This window comes from Trueperella bernardiae (assembly GCF_030246965.1).
In the GTDB taxonomy this organism is placed as follows: Bacteria; Actinomycetota; Actinomycetes; order Actinomycetales; family Actinomycetaceae; genus Trueperella; species Trueperella bernardiae.
On sequence record NZ_CP127099.1, the window covers coordinates 898,813 to 912,377 of the forward strand.

Annotated in this window: 12 protein-coding genes; all 12 read left to right on the forward strand. The window is 67.9% G+C overall.

All coding sequences use genetic code 11. From position 1 onward, the window contains the following. Positions 1-44 precede the first annotated feature (44 nt). The 12 genes from QPC17_RS04160 to QPC17_RS04215 all read left to right on the forward strand — a co-directional run bounded on the left by QPC17_RS04160 (position 45) and on the right by QPC17_RS04215 (position 13,487). Entirely contained in the window at positions 45-1,379 is a 1,335-nt protein-coding gene (locus QPC17_RS04160; protein WP_285347502.1) for a replication-associated recombination protein A, read from the forward strand. Between the two features lie 122 nt (positions 1,380-1,501). After that, a complete protein-coding gene (gene rpsD / locus QPC17_RS04165; RefSeq protein ID WP_062612421.1) occupies positions 1,502-2,122 on the forward strand; it encodes a 30S ribosomal protein S4 in 621 nt (206 codons plus the stop codon). A 63-nt stretch (positions 2,123-2,185) separates the two neighbouring features. Beyond that, positions 2,186-2,545, forward strand: coding sequence for a DUF948 domain-containing protein (locus QPC17_RS04170; protein WP_062612422.1), 360 nt, complete (start codon positions 2,186-2,188; stop codon positions 2,543-2,545). A 57-nt stretch (positions 2,546-2,602) separates the two neighbouring features. Further along, a complete protein-coding gene (gene alaS, locus QPC17_RS04175; protein WP_285347503.1) occupies positions 2,603-5,269 on the forward strand; it encodes an alanine--tRNA ligase in 2,667 nt (888 codons plus the stop codon). 3 nt (positions 5,270-5,272) lie between these two features. Beyond that, positions 5,273-5,731: a Holliday junction resolvase RuvX gene (gene ruvX, locus QPC17_RS04180; RefSeq protein WP_062612426.1), complete on the forward strand. Its 459-nt coding sequence runs from the start codon at positions 5,273-5,275 to the stop codon at positions 5,729-5,731. Between the two features lies 1 nt (position 5,732). Continuing rightward, positions 5,733-6,884: an endolytic transglycosylase MltG gene (mltG, locus tag QPC17_RS04185; RefSeq protein ID WP_101923461.1), complete on the forward strand. Its 1,152-nt coding sequence runs from the start codon at positions 5,733-5,735 to the stop codon at positions 6,882-6,884. Next, positions 6,881-7,549, forward strand: coding sequence for a hypothetical protein (locus QPC17_RS04190; RefSeq protein ID WP_068538317.1), 669 nt, complete (start codon positions 6,881-6,883; stop codon positions 7,547-7,549). Before mltG ends, QPC17_RS04190 begins: the two co-directional genes overlap by 4 nt. A 77-nt stretch (positions 7,550-7,626) precedes the next feature. After that, entirely contained in the window at positions 7,627-8,181 is a 555-nt protein-coding gene (locus QPC17_RS04195; protein ID WP_062612430.1) for a prepilin peptidase, read from the forward strand. Between the two features lie 43 nt (positions 8,182-8,224). Beyond that, positions 8,225-9,436 (forward strand): chorismate synthase, encoded by a 1,212-nt coding sequence (gene aroC / locus QPC17_RS04200; protein ID WP_068538315.1) that lies wholly within the window; start codon positions 8,225-8,227, stop codon positions 9,434-9,436. Continuing rightward, a complete protein-coding gene (aroB, locus tag QPC17_RS04205; protein ID WP_062612434.1) occupies positions 9,436-10,986 on the forward strand; it encodes a 3-dehydroquinate synthase in 1,551 nt (516 codons plus the stop codon). The genes aroC and aroB overlap by 1 nt, the downstream gene beginning before the upstream one ends. Further along, the gene (locus tag QPC17_RS04210) at positions 10,983-11,513 is read left to right on the forward strand and encodes a nucleoside/nucleotide kinase family protein (RefSeq protein WP_101923463.1); all 531 of its coding nucleotides are present in this window, start codon (positions 10,983-10,985) and stop codon (positions 11,511-11,513) included. Before aroB ends, QPC17_RS04210 begins: the two co-directional genes overlap by 4 nt. Before the next feature lie 81 nt (positions 11,514-11,594). Beyond that, positions 11,595-13,487: a heavy metal translocating P-type ATPase gene (locus tag QPC17_RS04215; protein ID WP_101923464.1), complete on the forward strand. Its 1,893-nt coding sequence runs from the start codon at positions 11,595-11,597 to the stop codon at positions 13,485-13,487. The last annotated feature ends 78 nt before the right edge of the window (positions 13,488-13,565 follow it).

The following is a 13,565-nucleotide window of genomic DNA, read 5'->3' on the forward strand; positions in this document are numbered from 1 at the left end:
CGGGCGTGCGCAAGTTTGTCGGAGGCGGGAGATATGCTGAAGGAATGGATCTGTTTGACTCCCAATCGATGAGCGAGGACGGTACTCCGGCCGATACCTCCGCGCCGCTTGCCGTGCGCATGCGTCCGCGCACGATCGATGAGGTGGTGGGCCAAAGCCACCTGCTCGGGCCGGGCCAGCCGTTGCGTCGGCTGATCGAACCGGACCGCGGGGGCGCGCCCAGCTCGGTGTTCTTGTGGGGCCCTCCCGGAATCGGCAAGACCACCTTGGCCTACCTCGTGGCGCGCCAGGGCAATCGTCGTTTCGTGGAGATCTCGGCCGTCTCGGCCGGCGTGAAGGAAGTGCGCGCCGTCATCGCCGAGGCGCGCGACCACCTGGTCACCGACGGCACCGACACGGTCCTGTTTGTGGACGAGGTCCACCGCTTTTCCAAGACCCAGCAGGACGCGCTGCTGCCGGCGGTGGAAAACGGCTGGGTGATCCTTATCGGCGCCACCACCGAAAACCCCTCGTTTTCCGTCATCTCCCCGCTGCTCTCGCGTTCACTCCTGCTTACCCTCCACCCGCTTACCGACGCCGACATCGAGACCCTCGTGCGCCGCGCGCTGACCGACGAGCGCGGGTACGGTGGCAAGGTACGGGCTGAGGATGAGGCGGTGGCCGAGATCGTCCGGCTCGCCGGCAACGACGGGCGGCGCTCGCTCACCATCCTCGAGGCCGCCGTGGTGGGGGACCACCTCACGCTTGCCGACGTCGAAGCGGCGGTTGACGTCTACGCCGTGCGTTACGATCGCGGCGGCGACCAGCACTATGATGTGATCTCGGCCTTCATCAAGTCGATCCGCGGATCGGACGTGGACGCGGCCATCCACTACCTGGCGCGCATGCTCGAGGCGGGGGAGGACCCGCGCTTCGTGGCCCGACGCCTCATGATCTCCGCGGCTGAGGACGTGGGGATGGCAGACCCGTCGGCGTTGCAGACGGCCACGGCCGCGGCGCAGTCCGTGGCGCTCGTGGGCATGCCGGAAGCACGCATCATCCTGGCCGAGGCGGTGGTCCACCTCGCCACCGCACCGAAATCCAACCGCGCCTACCTGGCGATCAACAAGGCGATCGCTGACGTGCGGGCGGGCAAGATCGGCGCGGTGCCCGTCCACCTGCGCGACCAGTCGGTCAAGGCCTCGAAGGTTGCGGCGCAGTCCACGGGCCGCAACATCCCCTACGTTTACCCGCACGACGTGCCGGACGGCGTGGCCGCCCAGCAGTACCTGCCCGACGAGCTGGTGGGCACCGTTTACTACGAGCCCCTGAATCGTGGTTACGAGGCCAATATCACGTCCCGGCTGGAGCGGATCCAGGCGATTTTGCGGGGTAAGTAGTGCTACCATGTCACGGTTGCTTCCGTTGAAGTAACACTCCCACGCGGAGTCCATCCTGGGGCCTTAGCCGTTTGTTGTTGGTCCCGTGCATTGCACGCCATGAGTAGACAGGAGAGATATTTATGGCTGGAAACCGTTCCCGTAAGTCGGTGCGTCAGTCGCGCGCCCTTGGTATTGCCCTCACCCCGAAGGCGGAGCGCCTCATGCAGCGCCGCCCGTACCGTCCGGGCGAGCACGGCCGCGGCCGCGTCAAGGAATCCGACTACTCGATTCGTCTGAAGGAGAAGCAGCGCCTGCGCGCACAGTACGGCATCCGCGAGGCCCAGCTTCGTAAGATCTGGGATGAGGCCCGCCGCATGGAGGGCATGGCCGGTGAGAACCTGGTCGAGCTCCTCGAGATGCGCCTCGACGCCCTCGTGCTACGCGCCGGCTTCGCCCGCACGATCGCCCAGGCCCGCCAGGTGGTCGTCCACCGCCACGTCCTCGTGGACGGCAAGCTCGTGGACCGCCCGTCGTTCCGCGTCAAGCCCGGCCAGGTCATCCAGATCAAGCCGCGCTCGCAGGCCTCCCCGCAGTTCATGGTGGCGGCCCAGGGCCAGCATGCCGACGTCCTGCCCGCCGTCCCCGAGTACCTCTCGGTTGACCTGACCAAGCTCCGTGCCGAGCTGGTGCGCCGCCCGAAGCGTGCCGAGGTTCCGGTCACGTGTGACGTGCAGATGGTCGTCGAGCACTACTCGCGATAAGCTATCTGGACAACGCGCCGCGGTCAGCCGTGGCGCGTTGTCATTTCCAGATAAGCTAGCCCCATGGCAGACATTACTCTTGGACAGATCGCCGGCGTGCTGGCGGCCCTCGGTTTCCTCGTACTCGTGTATTTCTCGATTAAGCCGTTGCGCAAGCTGTGCGATGTGCTCGATCGGATGACCGAATCGCTGCGGGAGCTCACTGAGCACACCCTCCCGGCGATTGATGAGGCGGCCCAGACCGTGGCCGAAACCAACCTGCAGGTGAAGAAGCTTGACGCGATCACCGAGGCGGCCGCCCGCACCTCCGAGGACATCTCGGCGATGACCACCTTGGTCACCTCCACCGTTGGCGCGCCCTTCCTCGCCGCGCGCAAGGGGGCGGAGAAGGTGCGCGACGCCTTCGGTCCCAAGAAGCTTTAGATTTTTCTGTTGTTGTAACGCTACCAATGTGCTCACGCGCTTTGAGATGGGAGTTCAATGCGTACTTCTGAGATTCGTCGCCGCTGGCTCGACTACTTCGCCAAGCACGACCACGAGATCGCCGAGTCGGTTCCACTCGTGTCCCCGGATCCGTCCATCCTCTTCACGATCGCCGGCATGGTGCCGTTTATCCCGTACATCGTTGGCACGGAGGAGGCACCCTTCCCGCGCGTGGCCTCGGTCCAGAAGTGCATCCGCACGAATGACATCGACAACGTGGGCCGCACCACCCGCCACGGCACGTTCTTCCAGATGTGCGGCAACTTTTCCTTCGGCGATTACTTTAAGGAAGGCGCGATCGACCTCGCCTTCGGTTTGCTGACCACGCCTGTCGACGACGGCGGCTATGGCCTGGAGAAGGACCGCCTGTGGGTGACGATCTGGGAGGAGGACGAGGTGTCCTACAACCACCTGACGCAGGTGGTGGGCCTCGATCCTAAGCACGTGGTGCGCCTCCCGCGTGAGGAGATCTTCTGGTCCACGGGCCAGCCTGGCCCGGCGGGTGGATGCGCCGAGATCCATTACGACCGCGGCCCGGACTTCGGCCCGGAGGCCGTGGGCGGCAACGTTGACCCGGGCGGCGACCGCTACCTGGAGATCTGGAACCTCGTGTTCGACGAGTTCATGCGCGGTGAGGGCACGGGCAACGACTACCCGCTGCTCGGCAAGCTCGACCAGACCGCGATCGACACGGGCGCGGGCCTGGAGCGCATCGCCTACCTGCTCCAGGGCAAGAAGAACATGTACGAGATCGACGAGGTCTACCCCGTCATCGCCGCCACCGAGGAGCTGACGGGTAAGAAGTACGGCGCGGATGAGGAAGATGACGTGCGGATGCGCATCGTGGCCGACCACGTCCGTTCCGCGCTCATGCTGATCGGCGACGGCGTCCGCCCAGGTAACGACGGGCGCGGCTACGTGCTTCGCCGCCTCATCCGCCGCGCGGTGCGCTCGGTGCGTCTGCTCGGGTTCGAGGGGATGGCGCTGCCCACCCTCCTGCCGGCGTCGATGAACGTGATGAAGGAGTCCTACCCGGAGCTGGAGCGTGACTTCGCGCGCATCTCCCAGATCGCCTACGGTGAGGAGGAGGCCTTCCGCCGCACGCTCGAATCGGGCACCCAGATTTTCAATGAGGCGGTGCGCCAGGCGAAGGCCGACAGCGCTGAGCTTCCGGGCCAGACGGCCTTTACTCTCCACGACACCTACGGCTTCCCGATCGACCTCACGCTCGAGATGGCCCACGAGGCCGGGGTCGAGGTCAACGAGGAGGGCTTCCGCGCCCTCATGCAGGAGCAGAAGGACCGCGCCCGCGCTGACGCGCTGGCGAAGAAGACCGGCCACGTGGACGCCTCGGTTTACCACAAGATCGAGGAGGAGTCCGGGGGTGCAACCCGCTTCCTCGGCTACACGGACTACGCCGCCGAGGCGAAGGTAGTGGCCATTCTCAAGGACGGCCAGCCTGTGCCGTTTGCCGAGGCGCCGGCCCAGGTCGATGTCGTGCTCGACCAGACCCCGTTCTGGGCCGAGCAGGGCGGCCAGCTGGCTGACCACGGCACGATCTCGGTGGCGGGCGGCGGACTGCTCGAAGTGGGCGACGTGCAGATGCCGATCAAGGGCTTGTTCGTCCACCGCGCCAGCCTCACCGAGGGCTCGGTGGCGCTTGACGACGCCGTCTACTGTCAGATCGACGTCGACCGCCGCGAGCAGATCGCCCGCGCTCACACCTCCACGCACATGGTGCACGAGGTGCTGCGCGAGGTGCTCGGCCCGGAGGCCACCCAGGCTGGTTCGGAGAACGCGCCCTCGCGGATGCGTTTCGACTTCCGTCACGGCTCGCAGGTTTCGGCTTCCGACCTGTCGGCGATTGAGGCCGAGGTCAACAGCAAGCTGCAGGACAACCTCGCGGTCACAGACCAGATCATGAGCCTGGATGAGGCCAAGACGCTCGGCGCGATGGCGCTCTTCGGGGAGAAGTACGGCAAGGAGGTCCGGGTCGTCTCGATCGGGGGAGACTGGTCGCGCGAGCTGTGCGCCGGCACCCACGTGGGCGACACGGGCGAGATCGGCCTGGTCTCCATCCTGGGCGAGTCCTCGATCGGTTCGGGCGTGCGCCGCGTGGAGGCGCTGGTAGGTCGCGGGGCCTACGCCGAGGGCGCCAAGGAACGCGCGCTCGTGAGCCAGCTCAGCTCGATGACGCGCGTGCGCCCCGAGGAGTTGCCCGAGCACATCGAGTCGCTCATGGCCAAGCTACGCAAGGCGGAGAAGGACCTGGAGACTCTGCGCACCGAGAAGCTGACCGCCGGCCTCGCCGCGCTCATCGAACAGCGCCGGCAGGCGAATGGTGTCAACGCCGTCATCCACGATTTCGGCACGGACGCCGATCCAAACCAGGTGCGCCAGCTCGCCGCCCAGATCCGCGAGCGCCTGGGCGAGGCGCCCGCCGTCGTCGCGCTGACCTCGGTGTCGAAGGGCCGCCCGTCGGTGGTCATCGCCACGAACCAGGCCGCGCGCGAGCACGGCATCAAGGCCGGCAAGCTCGTGTCGGTTGCCGCGAAGATCCTCGGAGGAGGAGGCGGCGGAAAGGACGACATGGCGCAGGGCGGCGGCCAGGATCCGGCCAAGATCAAGGAAGCGCTCAGCGCCATCTTCGGTCAGATCGGCTAGGCCGTGAGGGTAGGTGTTCGATTCGGGGTCGACGTCGGTGCCGCGCGCATCGGCGTCGCCCGAAGCGACTCGGCGGGCATCCTCGCCACGCCCGTGACCACGCTGCGTAGCGGCAAGGGCGACGTCGACGCGGTGGCGAAGATGGTCCGCGAGGCCGACGCGCTCGAAGTGATCGTGGGCCTGCCGCTCAACATGGACGGTACGGAGGGTGCATCGGCGAAGAAGGCGCGCTCGTGGGCGCGCCGGCTCTCGCGGCGGATCGCGCCGGTGGCGGTGCGGATGCTGGACGAGCGGCTGAGCACGGTGCAGGCGCACCGCCAGTTGCACGAGGCCGGGCGTAAGGAGATCACCCATCGGCGTGTTGTGGATCAGGCGGCAGCGGTTATCATTTTGGAAAACGCGCTGGAACAGGAACGCATGAGCGGTCGTGTACCGGAGCTGGTGCAGACTGCGGAGGAATAACGTGTCACAGCTTTTTGAGAAACTCCCTGATTCGCAGGGTAAGAATAAGGCGGGTTTGCGCGCCACGCAGCGGCGCAAGCGGGGCCTGCGCACGGCCGTGGTCACGTTCGTCGCGGTTGTTCTGCTTGTCATGTCGGCCGTTGTGGCTCTGCCGCACGTGCAGTCGCTGCTATCGCTTGATCGGCCGAGCGCCCAAGACTACGAGGGCGAGGGGAGTGGTGAGGTCATCGTGACCATTCCCGAGGGCTCGACCGGCCGGGATATTGCCGCGATCCTCGTGGAGGCCGACGTCGTCGCCTCCGAGCGCGCGTTTGTAGACGCGTTCCAGGCCGATCGCCGTGCGTCGTCGATCCAGGCTGGCTCGTACCGGATGAAGTCGAAGATGTCGGCGGTGGCGGCGCTTGCCAGCCTGCTCGACCCGGGTTCGCGGGCCGAGCTGAACGTGACGATCCCGGAGGGCTTTACCCTCCAGCAGGTGACGGACCGCCTGGTCAACGTCATGGGCTACGACGCGGCGGAGATCGAGGCCGCGCTGGCCGACCCCGAGGGGCTGGGTCTGACCGCGGAGGCGAACGGCAACGTGGAGGGCTGGCTCTCGCCAGTCACCTACTCGTTCGCCCCGGATACGACGGCGAAGGAAGCGCTGTCCACGATGGTGTCCAAGCGCGTGAGTGAGTTGCGCTCCTCGGGGATCCCGCAGGAGAAGTGGGCGCGTACGATCATCGTGGCCTCGATCGTGGAGCGCGAGGTCAATTGGCCGGACTACTACGCCCAGGTGGCCCGCGTCATCGAGAACCGCTTGAACGATTCGGGCCAGGTGAATGGCAGGCTCCAGATGGATTCGACCGTGCTGTATGGCGTGGGCAAGTCCGGCGGCGTGCCCAGCCGCGAGGACCTTGCGCACGACAACCCGTACAACACCTACCTCCACGCGGGCCTTCCGCCCACCGCGATCTCCAACCCGTCCATCGAGGTCATCGAGGCCTCGGCGAACCCGCCGGCGGGGGATTGGCTCTACTTCGTGACCGTCAACCTGGATACGGGCGAGACGAAGTTCGCCTCCAGCCTCGATGAGCACAACGCCAATGTCGAAGAGCTCCGCCAGTGGGTATCCGATCACCCGGATGCCGCCCAGTCCGAGAGCGACAATTGATCGGGGTAATCGGGCTCGACCCGGCACCGTTTCGGCTTGCCGGTGAGGTGGCCGAGCTCGGCGCCGTCAACCTCGACTTTCCCGGCGCCGGCTTCGCCTTCGAGATCGACGCCGCCCCTGACTTGAGGGAGGAGTGCGACGTCGTGGACGGACTCGCGTCCCGCGTGGGCGCGATCGACACGCTCGCCTTCCAGCCGATGGGCGCCTCCCGGATGGCGGTGGGCTTCGCCGCGCTGCCGGGCGCGCTCGGGCGGACGCTCGATGCCCATCTCGGAGTGCATTCCGGCGGCGGCACGCGCCGGGCAGTCATCGTGGGCTCGGGCGCGGCGGCGGCATGCTCGGTGGCGGCCCTCGTCCAGCACCGCTACCAGGTCCTCATCGCGGCGGATGCCCCTGGAGTGGCAGTGAGCGCCGCGCACAAGATGAACGTCGACGTCGAGCTCGTGCGGCCCGCAGCGCTTGCGGACGAGATCGACCTGCTGGTCCAGACAGTGGCTGAGCGGCCCGAGGTGGCTCCGCGCGTGGTGGTGGACCTGGCCGGTGTGTGGGCGGAAGCAGACTGCCGGGTGATCGGTGCAGCGGAGGTCACAGCGCGCCAGCGACAGGACCAAATCCGGGTGCTGACGGGCAAGAACGTTGAGCAGGCCGAGATCCTCGCCCTGTAATCAAGGGCGGGATACCAGCGGCGCCGGGCCTGTGGAGAACTTCGCGGCTGAAGTGCGCGAATCGCTAGCCTGAGGGCATGCATCCGCTCCTTTACGATTCCATGACGAACCGCCAGGCCGCGCTCGTGGTGGTGGCGAGCGCGCTCGCCTCCGCCTGGACGGCAGGGCTTGCCTGGGCCTGGCAGGGGCAGTGGTGGCTGCCGGCCGTCTGCGCCGCGCTGTTCTACCCGCCGCTGGCCATCAACGCTGTGATCGACGCCCGTCACCACGTGTTGCTGAAGAACTGGACGCACCTGGCGGGCGCGATCGCCGTCCTAGCCTTCGTGGCGGCGGGAGCGCCGTGGCGGGGCCTGGCGGTCGGCGCGGCGGTGGCGGTGCCGATGTTCGCGGTGTCGGTCTTTTCGCGCGGGCGGCTCATGGGCATGGGGGACGCGCGGCTCATCGTGGCGCTCAGCCTGTTCAATTCGATCTGGAACCCGCTCGGCGCCTTGTACATGATCTGCGCCAGCTTCGTTCTGCACGTGCTCTACGTGCTCGCCCGCTCGCTGTTTGCTCGCGTGACGCTGCGCTCCCGCCACGCGCTCGGACCTTGGCTCGTGGCTGGGTCCTTCCTTACGTTTGCCATCGCGTGAGCGCCCCGGGCACCGGGCGGCGCAAGATGGCACAATAGGGGGCATGATTCGGTGGAGTACGGCAGGTGAGTCCCATGGCCCGGCACTGGTGGCCCTCTTCGAGGGTATGCCGGCGGGCGTGCGCGTGACCAGTGAGGACATCAAGCACGCGCTGTGGCGGCGACGGCTCGGCTACGGGCGTGGCAGCAGGCAGAAATTCGAGCAGGATGAGCTGACGATCCTGTCCGGGATCCGCCACGGCGAGGCGCTTGGCTCGCCCATCGCGCTTGAGATCGGCAACTCGGAGTGGCTCAAGTGGTCCACGGTGATGAGCGCCGACCCGGTCCCGCCTGAGGCCCTCCTTATCGACGCCGGTACGGGCGACGAACGGGAGGTCTCCCGGAACAAGCCGCTCACCCGGCCGCGCCCGGGGCACGCTGACCTCGTGGGGATGAACAAGTACGGCTTCGACTCGGCACGCCCCGTTCTCGAGCGGGCCTCGGCCCGCGAGACGGCGGCCCGGGTGGCGCTCGGCGAGCTGGCAAAGCAGCTGCTGCGCCAGGCGGCGGGCGTTGAGATCGTCTCTCATGTGGTGGAGGTCGGCTCCGTGCGCGGTTCGGACCTCACGCTCCCCACGCCGGAGGATACCGCCACGCTCGACGAGTGCGACGTGCGCCAGCTGGATCCCGAACTGGCCGCCGCCTTCCGTGCCGAGGTGGACGCGGCGAAGAAGGACGCGGACACGCTGGGCGGCGTCGTCGAAGTGGTGGGCTGGGGCGTGCCTCAAGGGCTGGGCACGCACGTGCGCGGGCAGGATCGCCTGGACGCGCGGCTGGCCGGCGCGCTCATGTCGATCCAGGCGGTGAAGGGCGTGGAGATCGGCGACGGCTTTGAGACGGCCCGCCGGCGCGGGTCGGCCGCGCATGACGAGATTGTCCGCGAGGCCGGGCACCTGGCGCGGCTGACAAACCGGGCCGGCGGCATTGAGGGCGGCATGTCGAACGGCGAGCCGATCGTGGCCCGCGTGGCCTACAAGCCGATCTCGACAGTGCCGCGCGCGCTGCGCACGATCGACACCGCCACGGGCGAGGTGGCCACGGCCCTCCACCAGCGCTCCGACACCACGGCCGTGGTGCCCGGGGCCGTGATTGCGGAGGCGATGGTGGCGCTCGTGCTCGCCGAGGCGCTCGTGGAGAAGTTCGGCGGGGACTCGCTGGCCGAGATCCGGCGCAACCTGGATTCGTGGTGGACCTCGATCGACGAGGTTCGAAGGTAATGGGACCTCGCGCGATCTTCATCGGGATGCCCGGGGCGGGCAAGTCGACTGTAGGCAGGCGGGTCGCCGCCGCGCTCGGCCTCGAATTTCGCGATTCGGACGAGCTCATCGCCGAGCGCACCGGTCGCTCCGTGCCCTCGATCTTTGAGTCCGAGGGGGAGGCCGCGTTCCGCGAGATCGAGGCCGACGCGATTGAGTGGGCCAGCCACGAGTTCGAGGGCATCCTCGCGCTCGGCGGCGGGGCCGTGCTCCACGAGCGTACGCGCCGCTTGCTGGCCGACCAGCACGTCGTCCTCATCGAGGCCACCGACGAGGAGCTGACCCGGCGGGTGAGCCGTTCGCGGACCGTGCGCCCGCTGCTGCGCAAGGATCCGGCGGGCCAGATCAAGAACCTGCGCCGCCATCGCTCGACGCTCTACCATAGCGTCGCCAATTACGTTGTTTTGTCTGACGCGCGCCCGGTGGCCCGCGTCGTTGATGAGGTGGTGAATTACTTGGAGGCTCCCCACAGGCGCATTGCCGTTGCGGGTCAGGACTACGAGGTGGTGATCGGGCACGCGCTCGCCTCGGACGTGGTCAAGCTTGCGACCACGAAGTCGCGGGCGCTGGTCGTTTACGGCGAGGACGTGTCGCGGTATGCCGAGCCGATCATCACCGAGCTGACGATCTCCGACATCCCGTCCTCGGCTTTCATCATTCCGCGAGGCGAGGAGGCGAAGACGGCCGAGGTCCTCGAGCGCGGCTGGCACGCCGCCGGGGATGCCCACCTTGGGCGCGACGGCGTGGTCATCGCGGTGGGCGGGGGAGCGACCACCGACCTGGGAGGCTTCCTCGCCGCCACGTGGCTGCGGGGCGTGGCCGTCATCCAGGTGCCCACCACGCTGCTGGGCATGGTGGACGCCGCCGTGGGCGGCAAGACGGGTATCAACTCCGCCCACGGCAAGAACCTGGTGGGCGCGTTCCACCCGCCGCTCGGCGTCTTTTGCGATGTTGATACGCTCGCCACGCTCGACGCCGGTGAACTGCGCGCTGGCATGGGTGAGGTGGCCAAGTGTGGCATGATCGCCGACACCGAGATCCTCAGCATTATTGAGGCCGGCGACGCCGAGGCGAAGCTTTTCGAGCTCATCGCCCGCAGTGTCCAGGTCAAGGCCGACATCGTCTCGGACGACCTGCGCGAGTCCGGCCAGCGCGAGTTCCTTAATTACGGCCACACGCTGGCCCACGCGATCGAGGCCTCCTCCGATTACCGGGTGCGTCACGGCGAGGCGGTGGCAATCGGTTGCGTGTTTGCCGCAGCCCTTGCCGAGGCCGCCGGGGTGGGGCCCGCGGGCCTGGCCGAGCATCACCGCAAGATCCTCGCCGCACTCAAGTTGCCCACCACGTACGCGGGCGCGAGCCGCGAGGAGTTGCTCGCGATAATGTCCTCGGACAAGAAGGTGCGCGGCGGCCAGCTCCGCTTCGTCGTCCTGCGCGAACTTGGCGTGCCCGAGATCCTCACCCCCACGCCCGAGCAGCTGGACGTCGCCTTTGCGGAGGTGGGCCTGTGAGTGCGATCTTCCTCATCGGTGCCCCGGGCACGGGCAAGTCCGCCGTCGTGGGCGAGCTCGCCAAGCTCGGCTTCACGGCCGCCGACGTCGACGCCGCGGTCGCGGCCGCGCACGGCTACTCGCTCGAGGACTTCTACGTACTGCTCGCCCCGGAGCAGCGCAAGGTGCTCGTTGCCGAGGCGCTGTCCGACTTCCTTGACGACGTCGACTCCGACCCGGCCGGCCGCTGGGCGCTGGCTATCCCCTCGGACGCGCTGGGGGACTCGCTGGATGACCCCGAGCACGTGCCTGTCCGCGAGCGCCTGCGTGTGGGCACGGTGGTCAAGCTGACGGCCGACCTGTCCACGCTCGTCACTCGCAACGGGCTCATCGGCCAGCGCTCGGCCACTCTGGTCATGCCGCGCAAGGAGTTCCGGCTTATGCTGGGCGCTCGGGACGAGGTCTACGATGCCGTCGCGGACCGCATGTATGATACAACACGGCGAGATGTGGCCGAGCTGGCGAAGGAGCTCGTGGGGCTCGTTTAGCAGGGCTTCGTTTAGGTTTACCTACACTAGGGCCGCCTTACCTTCGTTGTTACTGGAGTCGTTCCAGAATACGATAGGGGTATGGCCAAGAAGTTTGTCTCCCAGTATCCGCTCGTGGCAGTTATCGCCGTGGTCGCGGCTGTCGGCGTTGTGCTCACCGCGATGGGCAACGAGCCTGCCGCCAAGGTGATCGTCTCCGCGGTGGCGCTCCTCATCGCCGCTCTGCAGTTCAAGGGCATGATCGACACCCTGAGGGAGCACAGCTTTGGCATCGACATCCTCGCGGTCACGGCGATCGTCTCCACCGTGGCGGTGGGCGAGTACTGGGCCGCGCTCGTCGTGTGCCTCATGCTCACCGGCGGCGAGGCGCTCGAGGACTATGCCGAGGGCCGGGCGAGCGCGGAGCTGACGGCCCTGCTCGAAGGCGCGCCGACCGTGGCCTACCGCAAGGCGGACGGCGGGATCGAACAGATCGACGTCGATGAGGTGGCGGTGGGCGACGAGCTGGTGGTCCGCCCGCACGAGGCGGTGCCGGTGGACGCCGTGCTCCTGTCGGAGTCGGCGCTGCTGGATGAGAGTCAGCTGACGGGCGAGTCCATGCCGGTCAGACGCCGCGCGGGTGACACGCTGCTCGCGGGCTCGATGAACGACGCAGACGCGATCGAGGTCCGGGCCCGAGCTGTCGCGGCCGATTCCCAGTACCAGCGCATCGTCTCGCTCGTTACCGAGGCGCGCGAGTCCAAGGCGCCGTTCGTGCGGCTGGCCGACCGAGTGGCCCTTCCCTTCACCATCATCGCCTTCATCATCGCGGGGGCTGCGTGGGCGGCCACGGGCGACCCGATGCGTTTTGCCCAGGTGCTCGTGGTGGCCACCCCGTGCCCGCTCATCATTGCGGCGCCGGTGGCCTTCATGGCCGGCATGTCACGCGCGGCCCGCGGCGGCATGATCATCAAGAACGCCGGCACGATCGAGCAGATTGCCAAGGTCTCCTCTGTCGCCTTCGACAAGACCGGCACACTGACCAAGGGTGAGCCGGAGATCACGAACGTGGTGAGCGAGGATCCAGAACGCATGCTCCGCCTCGCCGCGAGCGCCGAGTTCTACTCCTCCCACCCGCTCGCGCAGGCGATCGTGGCGGCCGCGGATGACGTGGCCGAGCCCGAGCAGGCGCGCGATGTCCCCGCCCAGGGCGTCATTGCCCAGGTCGAGGGGCGCCAGGTCAAGGTGGGCAAGTACGGTTTCGTCATGGACACCGACGCGTCCGCGCCGGTCGAGGTCCGCCCCGGATTTACGGCGATCTTCGTCTCCGTCGACGGCGGCCTGGCCGGTCACGTCGAGCTGTCCGACCCGATCCGACCCGAGACTCCGGGCGCGCTCGAGGCGATCGGCGCCGTGGGCGTGCAGCGCACGGTCATGCTGACCGGGGACGCGGAGGACACAGCCCGGCGCGTAGCGGGCGAGCTCGCCATCGACGACGTACGGGCCGGCCTCCTGCCCGAAGACAAGGTCCGCGCGGTGACCGAAATGGGCCCCAAGCCCGTGCTCATGGTGGGCGACGGCGTCAACGACGCCCCCGTGCTCGCGGCGGCGGACGTGGGCGTGGCGATGGGCGCGCGCGGATCGGCGGCCGCGGTGGAGAGCGCCGACGTCGTCATCATGCTCGACGACCTCTCGCGGCTCGCCCGCCTCCTCCTGGTTGGTAAGCGCACGATGCGGGTGGCCTGGCAGGCCATCGCGATTGGTGTGGCCTTCTCCGTGGTCCTCATGCTTATCGGCGCCACCGGTGTCATGCCCGCCTTCGTGGGCGCCTGGATGCAGGAGCTCGTGGACCTGGCCTGCATCCTGTGGGCACTGCTGGCCGCGCGCCCGTCGCGGGCGGAACGCAAGCTAAACGGGTGCGAGTCGGCGGGCGTCGTCGTCGAGAAAAAACGGGAGGCCGCTCACGGCGCCAGACGGCCCGCCCCGGTAGCATAGCGCGCAATGCCACACGATACGGGTGCGGAAATGCGGGGCATGCACGCTAAACTTGTGTCGAGATACGGCCAAACAAAG